The organism is Amycolatopsis orientalis (assembly GCF_000943515.2).
GTDB lineage: Bacteria > Actinomycetota > Actinomycetes > Mycobacteriales > Pseudonocardiaceae > Amycolatopsis > Amycolatopsis orientalis.
Map to the genome: position 1 here is coordinate 839,533 of NZ_CP016174.1, position 16,195 is coordinate 855,727.

Annotated in this window: 19 protein-coding genes; 5 read left to right on the forward strand and 14 right to left on the reverse strand. The window is 68.0% G+C overall.

The genetic code is table 11. From position 1 onward, the window contains the following. Nucleotides 1-30: 30 nt before the first annotated feature. Nucleotides 31-1,290, forward strand: a complete 1,260-nt coding sequence (locus tag SD37_RS04080; RefSeq protein ID WP_044853886.1) for an MFS transporter — start codon at nucleotides 31-33, stop codon at nucleotides 1,288-1,290. Continuing rightward, nucleotides 1,287-1,724, forward strand: coding sequence for a hypothetical protein (locus SD37_RS04085; protein WP_044853887.1), 438 nt, complete (start codon nucleotides 1,287-1,289; stop codon nucleotides 1,722-1,724). Before SD37_RS04080 ends, SD37_RS04085 begins: the two co-directional genes overlap by 4 nt. Here the strand turns inward: SD37_RS04085 and SD37_RS04090 are convergent. The 8 genes from SD37_RS04090 to SD37_RS04125 form a co-directional block, all read right to left on the reverse strand. Next, nucleotides 1,721-2,734: a hypothetical protein gene (locus SD37_RS04090; RefSeq protein ID WP_044853888.1), complete on the reverse strand. Its 1,014-nt coding sequence runs from the start codon at nucleotides 2,732-2,734 to the stop codon at nucleotides 1,721-1,723. The genes SD37_RS04085 and SD37_RS04090 overlap by 4 nt on opposite strands. Nucleotides 2,735-2,918: 184 nt before the next feature. Beyond that, the gene (locus SD37_RS04095; RefSeq protein WP_236725267.1) at nucleotides 2,919-3,395 is read right to left on the reverse strand and encodes a hypothetical protein; all 477 of its coding nucleotides are present in this window, start codon (nucleotides 3,393-3,395) and stop codon (nucleotides 2,919-2,921) included. 82 nt (nucleotides 3,396-3,477) lie between these two features. Next, the gene (locus tag SD37_RS04100; RefSeq protein ID WP_044853890.1) at nucleotides 3,478-4,317 is read right to left on the reverse strand and encodes an SDR family NAD(P)-dependent oxidoreductase; all 840 of its coding nucleotides are present in this window, start codon (nucleotides 4,315-4,317) and stop codon (nucleotides 3,478-3,480) included. 216 nt (nucleotides 4,318-4,533) lie between these two features. After that, nucleotides 4,534-5,292, reverse strand: coding sequence for an arylamine N-acetyltransferase family protein (locus SD37_RS04105; RefSeq protein WP_044853891.1), 759 nt, complete (start codon nucleotides 5,290-5,292; stop codon nucleotides 4,534-4,536). Between the two features lie 101 nt (nucleotides 5,293-5,393). Next, nucleotides 5,394-6,017: a superoxide dismutase gene (locus tag SD37_RS04110; RefSeq protein WP_037317970.1), complete on the reverse strand. Its 624-nt coding sequence runs from the start codon at nucleotides 6,015-6,017 to the stop codon at nucleotides 5,394-5,396. A 217-nt stretch (nucleotides 6,018-6,234) separates the two neighbouring features. Further along, nucleotides 6,235-6,903 (reverse strand): biliverdin-producing heme oxygenase, encoded by a 669-nt coding sequence (locus SD37_RS04115; RefSeq protein ID WP_044853892.1) that lies wholly within the window; start codon nucleotides 6,901-6,903, stop codon nucleotides 6,235-6,237. Between the two features lie 73 nt (nucleotides 6,904-6,976). Next, nucleotides 6,977-7,579 (reverse strand): TetR/AcrR family transcriptional regulator, encoded by a 603-nt coding sequence (locus SD37_RS04120; protein ID WP_044853893.1) that lies wholly within the window; start codon nucleotides 7,577-7,579, stop codon nucleotides 6,977-6,979. 24 nt (nucleotides 7,580-7,603) lie between these two features. Further along, complete coding sequence (locus SD37_RS04125; protein WP_044853894.1) at nucleotides 7,604-9,103, reverse strand: glutamate-cysteine ligase family protein; 1,500 nt, start codon at nucleotides 9,101-9,103, stop codon at nucleotides 7,604-7,606. 216 nt (nucleotides 9,104-9,319) lie between these two features. Here SD37_RS04125 and SD37_RS04130 point away from each other — a divergent pair, with 216 nt between their 5' ends. Both SD37_RS04130 and SD37_RS04135 read left to right on the forward strand, forming a co-directional pair. Next, nucleotides 9,320-10,135 (forward strand): TrmH family RNA methyltransferase, encoded by an 816-nt coding sequence (locus tag SD37_RS04130; protein WP_044853895.1) that lies wholly within the window; start codon nucleotides 9,320-9,322, stop codon nucleotides 10,133-10,135. Between the two features lie 26 nt (nucleotides 10,136-10,161). Further along, nucleotides 10,162-10,782: a DUF2537 domain-containing protein gene (locus SD37_RS04135; RefSeq protein WP_044853896.1), complete on the forward strand. Its 621-nt coding sequence runs from the start codon at nucleotides 10,162-10,164 to the stop codon at nucleotides 10,780-10,782. A gap of 486 nt (nucleotides 10,783-11,268) precedes the next feature. On the opposite strand, the gene SD37_RS04140 is transcribed toward SD37_RS04135, so the two are convergent. The 6 genes from SD37_RS04140 to SD37_RS04165 form a co-directional block, all read right to left on the reverse strand. Next, entirely contained in the window at nucleotides 11,269-11,622 is a 354-nt protein-coding gene (locus SD37_RS04140; protein WP_044853897.1) for a hypothetical protein, read from the reverse strand. Next, on the reverse strand, nucleotides 11,619-12,257 hold the full coding sequence (locus SD37_RS04145; RefSeq protein WP_044854069.1) for a hypothetical protein: 639 nt from the start codon (nucleotides 12,255-12,257) through the stop codon (nucleotides 11,619-11,621). Before SD37_RS04145 ends, SD37_RS04140 begins: the two co-directional genes overlap by 4 nt. Further along, on the reverse strand, nucleotides 12,257-13,480 hold the full coding sequence (locus SD37_RS04150) for a putative T7SS-secreted protein (protein WP_044853898.1): 1,224 nt from the start codon (nucleotides 13,478-13,480) through the stop codon (nucleotides 12,257-12,259). The genes SD37_RS04145 and SD37_RS04150 overlap by 1 nt, the downstream gene beginning before the upstream one ends. Then, nucleotides 13,477-13,860: a hypothetical protein gene (locus SD37_RS04155; protein ID WP_052675065.1), complete on the reverse strand. Its 384-nt coding sequence runs from the start codon at nucleotides 13,858-13,860 to the stop codon at nucleotides 13,477-13,479. Before SD37_RS04155 ends, SD37_RS04150 begins: the two co-directional genes overlap by 4 nt. 31 nt (nucleotides 13,861-13,891) lie before the next feature. Beyond that, entirely contained in the window at nucleotides 13,892-14,815 is a 924-nt protein-coding gene (locus SD37_RS04160) for a hypothetical protein (protein ID WP_044853899.1), read from the reverse strand. Between the two features lie 132 nt (nucleotides 14,816-14,947). Continuing rightward, complete coding sequence (locus SD37_RS04165) at nucleotides 14,948-15,766, reverse strand: hypothetical protein (RefSeq protein ID WP_044853900.1); 819 nt, start codon at nucleotides 15,764-15,766, stop codon at nucleotides 14,948-14,950. A 31-nt stretch (nucleotides 15,767-15,797) separates the two neighbouring features. On the opposite strand from SD37_RS04165, the gene SD37_RS04170 reads away from it, so the two are divergent. Continuing rightward, the gene (locus SD37_RS04170) at nucleotides 15,798-16,163 is read left to right on the forward strand and encodes an MmcQ/YjbR family DNA-binding protein (protein WP_044853901.1); all 366 of its coding nucleotides are present in this window, start codon (nucleotides 15,798-15,800) and stop codon (nucleotides 16,161-16,163) included. Nucleotides 16,164-16,195 lie beyond the last annotated feature (32 nt).

Below are 16,195 nucleotides of genomic sequence, written 5' to 3' on the forward strand. Positions count from 1 at the left end.
TCGCCGAGCCGTGGGAAACCGCGCGGCGGCATGTTCTCTTCGCTGCGGGTGCGGAACTACCGGCTCTTCTTCACCGGCCAGGTCATCTCGAACATCGGCACCTGGATGCAGCGCATCGCCCAGGACTGGCTGGTGTTCACCCTCAGCGGCAACGACCCGATCGCGCTCGGTATCGCGGTCGCGCTGCAGTTCGCGCCGACGCTGTTCCTCTCCCTGTGGGCCGGGGTACTGGCCGACCGCGTCGACAAGCGGCGCCTGCTGATCGGCATCCAGATCGCGGTGCTGGCACAGGCCGTCGTCCTCGGTGTGCTCGACCTGAGCGGCATCGCGGCCCTTTGGCAGGTCTACGTCCTCTGCTTCACCCTCGGCTGTACGGCGTCGCTGGAAGTGCCCGCGCGGCAGTCCTTCGTCGCCGAGATGGTCGGCAGGGACAAGGTCACGAACGCCGTCGCGCTCAACTCCTCGATCTTCAACATGGCCCGGATCGTCGGCCCGGCCATCGCGGGTTTCGCGATCACCTGGGTCGGCACCGGCTGGCTGTTCATCGCGAACGCGCTGAGCACCGGAGCCGTCATCGCCGCGCTGGCGATGATGAACCCGGACAAGCTCTTCCGCGGCCCGGCCATCCCGAGGGAGAAGGGGCAACTGGTCGAAGGGCTGCGCTACGTCCGGCGGCGCAGTGACCTGATGACGGTGATGGTGCTGGTGTTCTTCGTGAGCACGTTCGGCATCACGTACTTCACCTCGCTGCCCATCGTCGCCGCGAACGTCTTCCACACCAACGCCGACGGCTACGGCCTCCTGTCGACACTGGTCGCCGTCGGCACCTTCACCGGCGCGCTGATGTCGGCCCGCCGCAACACCCGCGGCGGTCCCCGGGTGCGGCTGCTGCTGATCTCGGCGTTCCTGCTCGGCGCGTTCGAGATGGTCACCGCGTTCATGCCGACGTACCTGAGCTTCGGTCTCGCGCTGATCCCGCTGGGCTTCGCCACCATCACCTTCCTCAACACGGCGAACGCGCTCGTGCAGACCGCGGTCAGCCCGGAGATGCGCGGCCGCGTGATGGGCCTGTACGTCCTGGTGCTGATCGGCGGCAACCCCATCGGCGGCCCGATGACCGGCTGGATGGCCGACGCCTTCGGTGGACGCTCGCCGTTCTACATCGGCGGCGCGATCTCGGCGCTCGCCGCGGTGGTGTGCGCTATCGTGCTGATCCGGCGCGGTGGAGTGCGTCTTCCGGTGCGACGCTTCGGCAACGGGCTGCGCGTACTGAAGAGGGAGCGCGTGTGAACACACTCGGGGTCGAGCCGGCGGTGACGTCGTGGAACGACGGTGAGGCCCGGTTCCTGGACTGGACGATCGACGGCGTCGCCCTGCGCTCGATGGAGCCCACACAGCACCAGACGCCGTTGTTCCTGGATGACGAGCGCTGGCGCGAGTCGGCGGTCGAGACGCTTTCGCGGTTGCTGGGCCACTTACCCGGCCATTTCGACGACGGGCGCGTCGCGCTGCTGATGTGCCCGCTGTGTGGTGACCTCGGTTGTGGCGCTTACAGCGTCGAGGTCGTCCTCGGCGAGGACTGGGTCGAATGGCGGGCTTTCGGCTGGCAGTACGACTACGAACCGTTCGATCCGTCGGGGGAGTACAAGTTCACCGGAGCCCGTTTCGACCGGAAGGCGTACGAGACCCTCCTCGGCGACCTGCTGTCGAACTACCGGGCCTAACGGCCGAGCAGCGGCGGAACCATCTTCTCGGCGAGGGCGCTCAGATCGCCGGTGCCCTTGAACTTCAGCGTCTCCCCGGCCGGATCGGCGGTGAGCTGCACGACGACCGTCTTGTCGGTGACCTGGGCGGGCAACCCGGCGATCGTCGTGGTCGGGGTGACGACGGAGGACCGTTCGCTGTAATCCGCGGTCACGCCGTTCAGCTCGCATCCGGCGAAGAAGACCGGCTTCGCTTCGTCCGCCGGAACCCCGAGCGCGCGGCCGAGCTCTCCGCACAGCAGCCACGAGATCTCCGGGAGCGGCCGGTCCTTGATCGGGCCCGGCGCGGTTTTCTCCAGCGGGATCTCGCCGTCTTTGCCGATTTCCGGCAACTTCGGTCCCGGCGGTGTCACGACGGCGATGAGCGCTTCGGCGAGCGCCCTCGCCGTCTTTTCGGGTTCGGAGACCTTGACGGTCCTGCCGCGGAGCGACACGTGCAGCACCGGCGAGGCGCCGTTGTGCGGCGCGACCTCGACGAGTTCGACGCTCAGATTGGTGCCGCCCTTGTCCGTGGCGACGACCGCGAGCTTGCCGGCGACCGTGGTCTTCGTGGGCAGGCCCCGGCTCGAGTCCTTGGGCAACGACGGGACCATCTGCACGCTGACGTCGAGTTTCGTGGTGATCGCGCGGCAGGCCGTTCCCGCCTCCCGAAGAGTCGTTCCGCCGAGGATCTCCTCCCAACGCTGCTCCGGGAGCGCCTGGCACAGCACCTGCGCGCCGGTTTCGTCCGTCAGCGCGGCGACCATCTCACCCGTCGGCATCGGGACCGGGCGGAGTGCCAGCCCGGACTTGGACGGCCAGACCGCGGGCAGCTCGGCCTCGGCCTCGTCGTCCTTGTTCAGCACGGTGATCGCGGCGAAGATGCCCACGCCGAACATCAGGAGGACGCTCGTCAGCGCGCAGCCCGCCCAGATCCACATCGGACGGTCGGTTTTGCGCGTGATCCGGCGGTAGTCGTTCGGGGTGGCCACGGGGTGAAGCTAGCCCGTCGGCGGCCCGGTGTCCGGCGAAACGCCAACCCGATGGGTGGATCCGAGGGTGGGCCTTCGGGAAGGGGGTGCGGTAGACTTTCCGTCAGCGCTGGTTAGTAAACCGGCGAAGTGGACCCGGCAGCCTTCCGGACGGTGGGTGGGCCGGGTTTCGCGTATCCGGACCTCATACGGTTCGGATCTCTTCCACCATCTCCCGCACCCGGGTCTTCCAATGACCGCCACGTTGCCAGCACCAGGCGAGCGCGTCCGGGACGGCGAGCAGCGGTTCCTCGAACGCGCGCAGGTGCCGGTATTCCAGGATCTCGTGACATCCGTGCCGCCGGACGGATCGGTAGAGCGTCTTCCTGTCCAGCTCCACGATCGACTCGTCGCTTTCCAGAACCAGCATTCGTGTCCCGCTACTCGCGAGGTTCTCGACCAGCGCGTCAAGGCATGCTTCACGCTGACGGCGCCGATGATGAGCGGAAGCGTCGTAGATCGTCACTGTCGGCCCGAGTTCGGTGATGGCATCCAGAATACGTTTCCGGCGTCCGTCGCTCTCATGGGTGAAGTGCAGACGGCGTTGCCCCGGAAGCACCAGACTTCGCATGGCGCGTCGGGCGGACGCGAGATCGCCGGAGAACAGAGCGGCGGCCGTCACCAGATAGCCGCCTTCCTTGCTTCTCGTGAGTGGTAAGGACGGTTCTAACCGTCATTACCACTCACGAGACCCAGCGGAGCGGCTACTTCCATCTGGACGTGGGAGGCGGCTCCAGCGCTTCCTTCAGGTCCCCGTCGAGGGCGTTCGCGATGTCTTCGACGCTCCACGCTTCCCGTTCGAGGACGGGGTCCTTGATCGCAGTCTGGCGCAGTACGCACAGGATGTCGCCGCGGAACCGCAGGATCTGCCCGGTGATGCCCGCCGAAAGGTCGCTGAGCAAGTACGTCACCAGCGGAGCCACCCTGTCCGGCGTGTGCTGCGGAGTCTGGACGACGCTCGGGTCGTTCCGGGCCATCCGCGTCCAGGCCACCGGCGCGACGGCGTTGACGCGGATGCCGTGCGCGGTCAGGTCGGCCGCCCACGAGGCGGTCATGGAGGCGACGGCGCCCTTCGAGGCCGAGTACGCGGCCGCGCGCCGCTGGCCGATCATCGAGCCGGAGCCCACGTTCACGATCACGCCGCCGCCCCGCTCGCGCAGCACCTTCGCCGCCGCCGTCCCGCAGAACAGCGGGCCCAGCACGTTGACCTCGACCACCTCGCGCATCCGGACGGGGTCGTCGTCCCAGGGATCCGCGCGGTAGTTGACGCCCGCGTTGTTGACCAGGCCGTCGAGCGTGCCGAACTCGGTGACACACCGGTCGATCAGCCCGGCGGCCTGTCCGGGATCGGCGACCGAGCCGACGTGGGACACGGCGCGCCCGCCCCGCGCGCGGATCTCGCCCGCGACCTCGTGCGCGAGGTCGGCGTCCACGTCGTTCACCACGACCGCGGCCCCGTGCGCGGCGGCGTGGCGCGCGAAAGCGCTGCCCAGGCCCTGTCCGGAGCCGGTGATCACCACGGCCTTGCCAGTCAGAAGACTCATGGAAACAGTCTGCCGTCACTCATAAGGGTGAGATCGGAGTCTCCCGGCCATACCCCTTGCCGGAGAAGATGAGGTTAGGCTAACCTCATACATGTCCGCTTCGTGGTGGGAGCGGCAGTCAGTTCGGGAACGGACGAAGCCCCGCAGCCGGGTTACCCCCGGAGGCGGGGCTTCGTTCATGCCGGGGGTTCATGGTCGATGACCCCGCCGATCCGGTCAAGGCCGTCCCGGCACCCGGTCGAGTTCGATCCCGAACTCCTTCCGGTAAGCGTCGAGGATGTCCTGGTCGCCCGAAAGTTCGGTCTCCTCGCGGACGCCATGGGTCGTGACGATGAGCTTGTCGCCCGCCAGCGTGACGCGGCCGTGTGCGCCCGGCAGTGAACAGGCCGGTTTCCGCGTGAAATGCGAATCCGGTGACGTCGACTGCCAGAACGCCGTCGGGATGAATTCGTCCAGGTCCCGCGGTCGCTGTTCGATGCGGAACTGGGGCTTGCCGTCCAGCAGGACGTCGATGTCGCCGTAAGGCGCGTCGAGGATCAGGAACTCGCCGTCCGGGTCGGCCTGCGCCTCGGTGGCGGTCAGCCGCAGCGGGAACCGGCTAAACCGGCCGAAGCCGACGTCGGCCAGCCACGGCTCGTCCAGGTCGACGCGGATCGTCGCGTGGTCGAACGGCGGGCCCAGGGTGCCGTCCGGCCGGAACACCTTCGCCGACTTCAGGGTGACGTCGAACCCCAGCTCCCGCAGCAACGCGGCGAACAGGCCGTTCAGCTCGTAACAGAAGCCGCCGCGGCGCCGCCGGACGATCTTGTCGAACAGCGCGTCGGTGTCCAGGACGATCGGCTCGCCGAGGTGGATGCTCAGGTTTTCGAACGGCACCACCGCGAGGTGGCGCTCCTGCAGTACCCGCAGTGCGGCGACGTCCGCGGTGGCGGGGCGGTCCAGACCGAGGCGATCGAGGTATGCGTCGACGTCCATGTGTTCACCTTGACACCTCGACTTCGCTGGAGGTCAAGCTTCGCGGAAAATGAAGAACGGGGCCCTCCCCGGAAGGGAGAGCCCCGTTTCGTGGTGAGAAGTCAGCCAAGCAGCAGGCCGTTGCCACCGGCGACGGCGTTGTCGAACCGCTTGGAGATCTCAGCCCAGTTGAAGATGTTCCACAGGGCCTCGACGTACTTCGGCTTCACGTTCTTGTAGTCCAGGTAGAACGCGTGCTCCCAGACGTCGACCAGCAGGATCGGCGTGGTCGGCAGGACCAGGTTGTTGTGGTGGTCACGCAGCTGCTGGGTGATCAGCGTCTTGCCGATCGGGTCCCAGGAGAGCGCGGCCCAGCCGTTGCCCTGGATCGTGGTGGCGACAGCGGTGAACTGCGCCTTGAACTTGTCGAAGGAGCCGAACGCCTCGTCGATCGCGGAGGCCAGCTCGCCGGTCGGCTTGTCGCCGCCTTCCGGGGAGAGGATCTTCCACCACACGACGTGGTTGGCGTGTCCCGCGAGGTGGAACGCCAGCGTCGTCTGCAGGCCGACGATGTCGCCGAAATTGCCGGCCTCACGGGCTTCGGCGATCTTGTCGAGCGTGTCGTTCGCGCCCTTGACGTAGGTCGCGTGGTGCTTGCTGTGGTGCAGCTCGTTGATCTCGCCCGAGATGTGCGGCGCCAGGGCGCTGTAGTCATAGTCGAGATCGGGGAGCACGTAGCGGGCCATCGGCCCTCCTTCTTTCTTCGACACAAGCTTCCAGTGACGAACTTAGTCGTCTTCACCCGTTTGCGGCGACCGGGGGCGCCGCGTTTCTCCCCAGGTGGAACGACCCGTCCGTAGCGGCTGTACCCGTTAGGGCGACCGCTTGAAACCCACCTTGCTAGCTCCAGTTAGGTGGAGGTCAACGAGGTGTGACGGCGATCTCGGCCGTCGACACCCTGGATCAGGCCGCCCGATAGGAGTCCAGCTCGCTCGCCAGCTCGTCGAACACCGCGATGTTGCACTCGAAGGCCTCGATCGCCTCGTCGATCAGCCGCGCGCGCTCGTCCTCGGTCCACGGCGCCGAGTTCAGCTGCTCGCGGTAGTTGTCCCGGAACTTGGGCGCGCTGCCCAGCTGGTCGAAGTGGTAGAACAGCGAACCCGCCTCGCTCACCCCGTACTTGCGCTCCAGCAGCCGCCGGATGACCTGCCCCCCGGCGATGTCGCCGAGGTAGCGCGTGTAGTGGTGGGCCACGAAGCCCCCGGACCAGTTCGACGCCTCGGCCACGCGCCGCGCGTACCGCTCGGTCGAGGGCAGTGGGCGAACGGTCTCGCGCCAGTCCGGGCCGACGAGGTGTTCGAGATCGCGTTCGAGGCTGGGCAGCCGCCGCAGCTCCTCGAAGACGAACTTGCCTGCCACGGGGTCCTTCGCCAGCTTGTCGGCGGCACGCTCGATGGCCTGGTAGATGAAGTAGTACTGGATGGCCAGCCTGGTGTACCCCTCGAGCGAGAGTTCGCCGCCGAGCAGCGCGTTCATGTACACGGAGTGGTTGGCCCGTTCGTGGGCGGGCAGGGTGGAGGCGCGCAGGGTCGCGGAAAAGGGCCCGGATTCGACGTCGGTGGTCACCGGCATGGAAAGAGCCTCCAAGCATCGATCTGACATGCTGTCAGAAAGAGCGTAAGGCACAACTGCGGGTTAGGCCACCCTAATTTCCGAGGTTTTCCCGGTCGTCCGCCATCCCCACCGCCCTGAGCACGAACCGGACGGCTCCCTCGATCGCGTCATCCAGCCGTTCGGGTGGTACGTCGACGACCTGGCGGCTGCCCAGCGCGGCCGTGATCATCGGGATCATCAGCTCCGGATCCTCGTCCGGCACGCCCACGGCGAGGATCTCGCGAAGCTGGTCGGTGATCGGGTCGGCGTGCGCGCTGATCCGCCGGTACGCGGCGGGTGCCAGAGCCGACGCGAGCGCCGTTCCGGGTGGCAGGTGGTACTCGGCCAGCACCCGCAGTTGCAGCCGGACGAACGTCGCCAGCTTCGCGACCGGGGTGTCGGCGGTGGCGACGGCCGCCTTCAGCCGTTCGACGTAGCGCGTCGCCTCGTCCTCGACGAAGGCGACCAGCAGGCTTTCCTTGTCGGGGAAGTGGTTGTACATCGCCGTCCGGCCGAGGCCCGCTTCGGCGGCGACACCCGCGAGCGTGATCGCGTCGAATCCGCGCTCGTACAGCTGCCCGCGCAGGACGTCGAACACCCTGCTGCGGACCTCGCGCCGGTGTTCCTCCAGCGACCGGCCGATGATCTTGGGCAAGAGCCACCTCCCTGGAGGGAAACTCTAAGCCTCCAGCGACCAGGTGTGCACCGGCGTCTCGGTGGCCGACAGCTCCAGGTACCGGTTCAGCATCCGGTTCAGCGCGGTCTCCCGTTCGGCGCCGCGCTCCTCCGCGCGCAGGACGTACTCCCGCTGCCACGCCGCCCCGGTCCGCCTGGTCAGGCACCGCTGCTCGATGATGCCCAGATAACGCTCTCTCGCCTCGTCCGAGACATCCGATCGGCGTAATCCCTCGTGTGCCAGGGGCAGCAGGACCCGCAGCACCAGCTCGTCCGGCGGGATCCAGCCGATACCCGGCCAGTACAGCTGCGCGTCGAAACCCCGGCGCGCCCCCGCGTACATGTTCTCCTCGGCCGCCTGGAACGACATCTGAGTCCACACTGGACGGTCGGCCTCGGCCAAGGCCCGCTGCGCGCCGTAGAAGAAGGCGGCGTTCGCGACCATGTCGACGACGGTCGGGCCGGAGGGCAGCACGCGGTTCTCCACCCGCAGATGCGGCAGGCCGTCGACGACGTCGTAGACCGGCCGGTTCCAGCGCCAGACGGTGCCGTTGTGCATCCGCAGTTCGCTGAGCTTCGGGGCCTGGCCGGAGTCGAGCGCTTCGATCGGGTCCTCGGTGTCGGTCTCGGGCAGCAGCCCGGGGAAATACCGGACGTTCTCCTCGAACAGGTCGAAGATCGAGGTGATCCACCGCTCGCCGAACCACACCCTCGGCCGGACGCCCTGGTTCTTCAGCTCCTCCGGCCGGGTGTCCGTGGCCTGCAGGAACAGCGGGATCCGGGTTTCGTGCCAGAGCGCCTTGCCGAGCAGGAACGGCGAGTTCGCGCCGATCGCGATCTGCACGCCCGCCAGCGCCTGCGCCGCGTTCCAATGCGCCGCGAACTCCTCCGGCGCGACCTGCAGGTGCAGCTGGACCGAGGTGCAGGCGGCCTCGGGAAGGATCGATTCGGAGTAACTGCGCAGCCGCTCGGGCTGCCTGCCGGGCAGCGGCGCGCCCTCCATCGAGAGCACGGTGCGCTCGCCGCGCGCGGCGAAGATCCGGTCGTTGAGCAGCGAATACCGGGCGTTGTTGGTGAGCCACTTCTGGTCGAAGTGCTCGTGCCGCAGTGTGGGGAGGATGCCGATCATCGCCAGCGAGGCCCCGGATTCCTCGGCCTTGCGTGAGGCGGCGCCCAGGTACGCGCGGAGATCGTCCTCCAGCTGGAGCGCGGACTCGCCGGCCAGCGGCCGCGGCGGCACGTTGAGCTCCAGGTTGTGCTGGCCGAGTTCGGTGGTGAAGGACGGATCGTTCAGTGCTTCGAGCACCAGCGTGTTCGTCATCGACGGGCGCATTTCCTCGTCGACGAGATTGAGTTCGACCTCGAGGCCGATGTTCTTGCGCGGGAAGGAAAAACTCCCGTCGGTGAGCATACGGGCGAGGGTGTCGAGGCAGCGTTGGACTTTCCGGCGGTACCGTCCGCGATCTTGCGGTTTGAACGGGTCCGCCGAAAGATCCTTACCCATGTTCGTCGAGCTCCTCTTGGCCACGATCCGCGGGGTTCCAGGCGGGACTGCCAGGCGGCCCAACGGTTTCACGCTCCGCCGCCACCCGGCTAGCGGCCAAACTGGTGCTCTCTGTCACTAGGGGTTAACTTACAGCAAAAAGAACCCGTTCGTACCACCTGCCGCTGGACGTTCGGACGCAGCAGCCGCGCAGGGGGCGGATGACACACTCTCCCGGTGGCTGAACTGATCACCATCGACGATTCCGGCGACCCCCGCCTGGACGATTTCCGCGACTTGTCCACAGCCGATCGGCGTCCGGATAGACCAGGTGGGCGTGGCCTTGTAATCGCCGAAGGCACCGTCGTGGTCGAGCGGCTCCTCCGCTCCCGGTATCCGGTACGCGCGCTGCTCGGCGTGGAGCGGCGGTTCCGGGAATTGGGCGCCGAACTCGACGGCGTCGACGTCCCCGGCTACGTGACCTCGGCCGAGACGATGGCCGACGTCGTCGGCTTCCACCTGAACCGCGGGATACTGGCCGTCGCGGACCGGCCCGTCCCGCCGCCGCCGGTCGAGGACGTCATCGACGGCGCCCGCGTGCTCGCGGTGCTCGAAGGTGTCGGCGACCACGAGAATCTCGGCGCGCTGTTCCGCAACGCGGCCGCGCTGGGCGTCGACGGCATCCTGCTCGGCGCGGGATGTTCCGACCCGCTGTACCGGCGCAGCGTCCGCGTTTCGATGGGCCATGTCCTGCGCGTCCCGTTCGCCACCTTCGGGTCTTGGCCCGATGACCTGGACCTGCTGCGGGAAAACGGTTTCCGCGTCGCGGCCCTCACCCCTCGTGCGGATTCCGTTTCGCTGCGCGAGTTACGGGACCGGACCCCGGGGAAGGTCGCGCTGATGCTGGGCGCGGAAGGCCCCGGCCTGACCGAAGCGGCGATCGCCGCCGCCGATGTCGCGGTGCGGATCCCGATGCCGGAGGGCGTCGATTCGCTGAACGTCGCCACGGCGGCCGCGATCGCGTTCTACGAGACGCGTCCACCGCTATCGTGAGCGATGAGCGAATAAGAGGAGAACCCATGGAATTGCGGATCCGTGAGGGGCGCGCGGTGCTGGCCGGGCCCGGCGGCGAAAGCGCGCGCGAGGTGGACCCGCACTCCCTCGCGATTGGTTCAGACCTCGCTCAGGCGCTGCACGAATGGGCACGCGTCGCGTCCGCCGTCGGCTCCGCCGCCCGTCCCGGCGATTCCGGCGCCGAAGCCGGTTCCGTCGTTTCCCAGCGAGGCCGCCAGCTCGCCCAGCGCCTCGCCGCCGCGATGGGCACCTCGGTCCGGTTCGTCGACCCCGTCTCGGGCGAAGGCGTCATCGTCGACCCGCCCGCCCCCGCACCCCGCAGCGAACTCGCGCGGCGGCTCTTCGGCACGCCGGACCCCGCCGGGGAACCGACACCGTGGCTGACCGGCCTGACCGTCTCCGCGTTCGTCGCGGCCGTGGTCGTCGTGGCCATGCTGGCGCTGGCGAACACCCTCGCGCGGGAGACCAACGGCTGGCTCGCGCTCATCGCCTCCGCCGTCGTGACCGCCGGGATCACGCCGTCGCTGTGGCTCGCGCGGCGGGTGCCGATCGTGCGGTGGGCGTCCTTCGGTGCCGCCGCGGGCATCGTGATCGCGTGGATCGGCGTGCTGATCGTCGTCTTCTAGACGTCGAACGTGGCTGGGTAAGGCAAACATGGCGGGCGCCGTAGCGTGGGCGGCCCCATGGGGTCACTCACTGTGGCTGTTGACGCGCAGATGTGACCTTCAGTGAGGGGTGTGTGGATTTAGGGACGTTCAATGTCCCTGAATCCACACACCCCTCACTAGCGGTCACATCTGCGCGCCGACAGCCAGAGGGAGTGCCTTCATAGGCTCCCGGCTGCGCTGAGTGGTGGGGCTGGTGGTCAGGCCCCTGATCCTCTGTTGATCAAGCTTCGCAACCGAGTGTGCCCCGCGTCCATGAAGGAATTGGGACACTCAACGTCCCAATTCCTTCATCGACGACCTGCACCATGACGAAGAGGTGCCCGACCTGCACGATGCCGACTTTGCCGGAACCCCTTGAGTAGGGAAGGAGGCATTCACACCACGACAAGTTCGCCTTACCTCTCAAGAGAAGACGAATCGCCACTCACGATCACCTTCACCTGCCTAAAGATCGAAAACGGTGTCGGCCGGCTCGTCGTGCTCCTCCTCCGCGGGTGCCGGTCGTGGCGGTCGAGGCGCGGGCTCACCGGTCAGCGCCCGGTGGATGGTCGCGGTGATGGCCGCGCCGAGCGCGCTCGCGCTCGACTCCATCGCCTTGCCGGTGAGCCGGACTTCGCCGATGACACCGCCGGGGCCGACGGTCACCGTCACCGCCCCGTCCGGAGAGGACACCTCGGTCACCCCGCCGGACGCGGCGAGTCCGGCCAGCGCCTTGGCGTTCTCGGCCTTGCGCGCTTCGATCTCGCGCAGTTGCCAGCGCATTTCCTCGATCAGCCGGGGATTGCTCAGTTCGGTCATGGTCGGTTCTCCGGATCGGCGGTGCGAAGGCTGTGTGCGACGCGGGACGCGGCTTCGGCGACCGCGGGCCAGGCCGCCTCGGACTCGGCGGTGACCGCGAGGATCGCGACGTGTTCGCCGGAGGGCAGGGGAATCCGGTACTCCACCTTGGCTTGGACACGGACGATTTCCGTCGGGCGACCGGTGAACTCGCGTGGTACGTGGAATTCACCGGCGTGGACGGCGGCCATCGCCGGACCGATCGGCAGCCGGACCAGCCGGGCATCCGCTCGCGGCTGCTCTCGCTTGTACACGTCGAGCAGGGCATCGGCGACCGCGAAGCGACGCAGGGCGAGCATCTCCGTGTCCGCGGCGGGCCAGCGCAGCACCCCGAGGGACAGGGTGGCCAGGTACTCCGGCCCGTCGCCGGCGGCGAATTTGCCGAAGACCCGGACCCCCTTCTCCCGCAATCCCGGGGTCAGCGCCATCAGCGCGGCGGCGAAGTCCTCGACGGACCGGCCTGCCTGGGGCGCCACCTTTTCGCTGATCCCCCAGGCGAGCCGCGCGTTCATCGTGTCGTCGTCGGTCACCGGCATCCCGGTGAAGCCCGGTGGCAGATCGATCTGGAGGGCGGGTGCTCCGCCGGTCGCCGTCATCAGCTCCAAGCCTTGTCTTCCGCGCGCTCCTGCGCGTTCTTGCGGTCTTCCTCCGCGCCTTGCACGACGGCGTTCCCCATGGCCACCGCGGCCAGCGGCGTTCCGCCGAAGATGATCGACGAACCGGCCATGGCCCATTGCGCGCCGTCCTTGGGCCGCCAGTAGTTCTTGAAGTCGTCGATCGGGCCTTCGAACTTGCGCCCCTGGATCTCACCCGCGGTGTCCATGCCGATCTGGACGCCGAGAGCGCCGTAACCGGCCAGTCCGGCGAAAGTGGCGACCTTGACCGCGGTATCGGAAACGCCGGGGATCACCCCCACCAGGGAGGTCAGCGCACCGACTCCGTCGAAGGTCAGGGTTTCGGGCGCGACGTCGGCACCGGCCGCCTTCGCCACGGAGTGCCCGCCCAGCGCGGCCACCCCGAAGCCCGCGGCGACGACGCTGGTGACCTCGCCGACGGGAGACGGGAGGAGATCGCTGGCGACGCCGAGCAGGTTTCCGATGTCCCCCATGACGTCGGACATCTTCGACAGCAGTTCGGCGTGATCCTGGACGAAGTCCCAGGCCGCGTCGACGGCGTCGGCGCTGGCGTTCACGAGGTCCGTGACGACGCCGGTGACCGCGTTGACCACGTCGTCCAGCAGGTCCGGCTCGTCCGGGGCGAGTTCCTTCGCCTTACGCAACAGGTCCGCGACGCGTGCGGCGGCCGACGTGTGCTGGTCCAGCAGGGACTTCGCGGCGTCTTGGACGGCCGTACAGCCGTCGATGGCCGCCTGGAGCTGCCGTCCGGCGTTGTCGAGGAGGGTCTGCGCGAGCTGCAAGGACCGCTGGTCGGTGAAGGTCTGGTTCGCCAGCGCGAAGTCCGGATTGGTGCGGGCCTGCTCGGCGGCCTGGGCGGCCGCCTTGGCCTGACGTTCGAGGTCCACCGCCTGCCGCTGCATCTCGCCGAGGTCGTGAGCCCACCCTTCGAGGGCGTCCGCGGCTTGCGCCATCGAACGCGCGGCACCGTCCAGGTACTCGGGCAGCGGGCCGAGGCGGCGGGCGAACGCCTCACTGGCCTCACCGGTCCAAATGCCCTGCTTCGCGACGATCTGGTGCAGGCAGGTGTTCGCTTCGCCCAGGTCGCGGCTGACCGCGCGGTATTTCCCGGCCAGGTCGCCGACGCCTCCGACGTCACCGGGAGCCGGGTCGAAGCCGAGCGCGGGGTACTGGTTCCCGGTCATCGTCCGCCTCCGAGGATGTCGGTGATGCCACCGGTGTAGCCGCCGCCAGGCACGGGTGCCTGACCGCCTTCGGGGCCCGGGATCAGGTCGGCGAACTTGTTCAGGCCACCGCCGAATTCCGCCTCCAGCTTCTGGTACCTCTGCTGAGCGGTTTTCAGTCTTTCCGTGACGCTTTCCGCCGCGTCGCCCAGCCTGCCGATGCCGAATTCCCAGGCTTCTTCGAAATCCATTCCGGATTTCGCCAGTTCGTCGTTGCCCAGGGCTCCCCATGCGCCGCCACCCGCGAGTTTCCTGTTCGCGTCCGCCATGCGGTCGGCGCCCGTTTCCAGATCGCCGATGAGCTTGCCCAGCTCGGCGATTTTCACCGTGTACCCGCTCATGTACCCCCCTCTGGTACGTCTTTTCGGCAGTTCAAGACCGCCTCACGTCACCGTTCTCCGACGTTCGATCGGTCGTGCTCGTTCCCTCGGTCGATTCGCCGTCACCGCGGACGAACACCATCTCCATGGGGTGACCATTCGGTTTCCTGGCCCAGGCGGTATAGAAGTAACCGTGTGAAGCGGCTATCTGCGCGGCCAGATCCGAGGTGAAACCGAACACGTCCGGATGAAACTGCACCGACCTCGACCCGTTGAACCTGCTTGCCAGCCACCCCGCTCGAACGCTCTTCGGTGCCATGCGCATCCAATAGACACTGGTCAAGAGCAACGGCAAACCGAGGACGGCGCTCACGATGGTCAGCCAGATGTGCTCGGTCAAGGCGCCGACGGCGCACCCGGCGATCGCCAAGGCCATCGTCGTCACGATGCCCGCGGTGAAGAAGCCCGCCGATCCAGGCCGGAACCGGGGCTTCGCGATCTCGCTACCCGGTGGCGGACTCCCGGGCCGGGCGAGCAGCATGATCCGGTCGCTGGTGTCGGCGACCTCCGCCACCACGGTCATCCGCGCTTGACTCGCGATCTCGGCGACGTGTTCGCGGCTCAGCTTGAAGTCCCGGAGGCTGATCCATACCCGGTCCTTGCCGCTGATCTTCTTCGCCAGCCGCCGGGCCTGCGAGGGGGCAGGGCCGGCCGAGGGATAGCCCTGGAACGGCGCTCCGGGAAAGGCGGTGGGGGCGTACTGGAAGCTGAGCACACTCGGGTCAGGGGGCGGGATTTCGATGTAGCGGCGGTCGTGGGCGGCCTGCCGGATGGTCTGCGGATCAAGCTGCCATTCGACCGGGGAGACGTGGACGACAGGCAGGCCGGTGAACCGCAGGTATCGCAACGTGCCGAGGCGACAGGCCCAGTCGACCCCGAATTCGACGGGCTGGATGCCGTCCGGTGACAAATACATCGCTGACTCCCTCCCCGCTCCCGAGCGTAGGGGAGAGGGTGAACCCGGTCATCGCCACACGCGGGTCGTGAGTGGCAAGTGTCGTTAGAACGCTACTTAACACTCACGACCCCCGCGCCAGGGATTACCGAATCAGGCGCGTTTGTAGAACTTCAGGATGGGCCCGCTCGCCTGTGTCGCCGTGTGCCCACAGAGGACGTAACCGTGATACCAGGCGATCTTCGCGGCCAGGTCCACGGAAACCCCGAACGTGCGCACCGGGAATTGCACGTGGGGAAGGCCGTTGAATTCCCAAGCGAGCCAGCCGACCCGGGTGGTGCGCGGGAACAGATTGGTGACGAAGGCGGCCGGGATGGCGCCGACGAACGCGGCCAGGAACAGCAGGTTGGCAATCGGGCTTTCGAATTCCACCGGTGCGCCGACGACCACGGCCGCGGTACCCAAGAGGACGAAGACCGTGGCGGGCCCGAGGCGGTTCAGCCAGGAATAGCGGAATCGCCAGGAGCCCGAGGGAATCGGCAAAGGCAGTCGCGGCGGGGCGGGGTCGCGGCTGAGCAGGAGGACCCGGTCGGTCGGGTCGGCGAAATCGGCCGCGACGCGCAGACCTTCCGTTGCGGCGATCTCGGCGACGCGGCGGGCGGACAGGTTGGCGTGTTTGAGGCTGATCCAGACGTTGTCGCCGCTGAGACGGTTCAGCAGCCAGCGTTCCCGGTCCGCGTTCGGCTGATCGGGCCCGTCGAAAGGGGTGATCGGCGGGAAGTGCTGCGGCGCGAACTGGAAGCTCAGGCAGCCCTGGAACATCGGCGGGATTTCCAGGTAGCCGTTGCCGCGGGCGATCCCGCGGAGGCTGTCGGGGTCGAGCTGCCATTCCCCCGGCGACACGTGGACGTACGGGGTCCCGACGAACACCTCGGCACGCAGCCGGGTAGTCCTGGTCAGCCAATCCTGCATGAGATCCCCCCGATCCGAGGATACTGATCCCATGGCAGGAGACCCGTTGATTTCACTGAGACGGCTGTGTCTCGCGCTGCCGGAGACCTCCGAGCGGCTCAGCCACGGCGAGCCGACGTGGTTCGTGCGCGGCAAGAAGACGTTCGTCATGTTCGCCGGCCGTCATCACGACGACATGGTGGCCTTCTGGTGCCCGGCCCCGCCCGGGGCACGGGAGGAACTGGCGGGCGCCGAGCCGGAGCGGTTCTTCCGGCCGCCGTACGTCGGACATCGGGGCTGGCTCGGCGTGCGGCTGGACCTCGACGTCGACTGGGCCGAGATCGGACAGATCGTCACCGACGCGTACTGCCTGGTGGCGCCGAAATCGCTGATCGCGCAGGTCCCCGGACGCACGTAATGGCCCCTCCACCGGAAGGGGCCACTACGTGC

Excerpts from the sequence above, each read along its gene's own strand:
- SD37_RS04170 (WP_044853901.1), top strand. The coding sequence starts at position 15,798 with ATGGCAGGAGACCCGTTGATTTCACTGAGACGGCTGTGTCTCGCGCTG.
- SD37_RS04160 (WP_044853899.1), bottom strand. The coding sequence starts at position 14,815 with ATGTATTTGTCACCGGACGGCATCCAGCCCGTCGAATTCGGGGTCGAC.
- SD37_RS04155 (WP_052675065.1), bottom strand. The coding sequence starts at position 13,860 with ATGAGCGGGTACACGGTGAAAATCGCCGAGCTGGGCAAGCTCATCGGC.
- SD37_RS04125 (WP_044853894.1), bottom strand. The coding sequence starts at position 9,103 with ATGGGTAAGGATCTTTCGGCGGACCCGTTCAAACCGCAAGATCGCGGA.
- SD37_RS04115 (WP_044853892.1), bottom strand. The coding sequence starts at position 6,903 with ATGCCGGTGACCACCGACGTCGAATCCGGGCCCTTTTCCGCGACCCTG.
- SD37_RS04145 (WP_044854069.1), bottom strand. The coding sequence starts at position 12,257 with ATGACGGCGACCGGCGGAGCACCCGCCCTCCAGATCGATCTGCCACCG.
- SD37_RS04140 (WP_044853897.1), bottom strand. The coding sequence starts at position 11,622 with ATGACCGAACTGAGCAATCCCCGGCTGATCGAGGAAATGCGCTGGCAA.
- SD37_RS04105 (WP_044853891.1), bottom strand. The coding sequence starts at position 5,292 with ATGGACGTCGACGCATACCTCGATCGCCTCGGTCTGGACCGCCCCGCC.
- SD37_RS04080 (WP_044853886.1), top strand. The coding sequence starts at position 31 with ATGTTCTCTTCGCTGCGGGTGCGGAACTACCGGCTCTTCTTCACCGGC.
- SD37_RS04150 (WP_044853898.1), bottom strand. The coding sequence starts at position 13,480 with ATGACCGGGAACCAGTACCCCGCGCTCGGCTTCGACCCGGCTCCCGGT.
- SD37_RS04135 (WP_044853896.1), top strand. The coding sequence starts at position 10,162 with ATGGAATTGCGGATCCGTGAGGGGCGCGCGGTGCTGGCCGGGCCCGGC.
- SD37_RS04165 (WP_044853900.1), bottom strand. The coding sequence starts at position 15,766 with ATGCAGGATTGGCTGACCAGGACTACCCGGCTGCGTGCCGAGGTGTTC.
- SD37_RS04100 (WP_044853890.1), bottom strand. The coding sequence starts at position 4,317 with ATGAGTCTTCTGACTGGCAAGGCCGTGGTGATCACCGGCTCCGGACAG.
- SD37_RS04110 (WP_037317970.1), bottom strand. The coding sequence starts at position 6,017 with ATGGCCCGCTACGTGCTCCCCGATCTCGACTATGACTACAGCGCCCTG.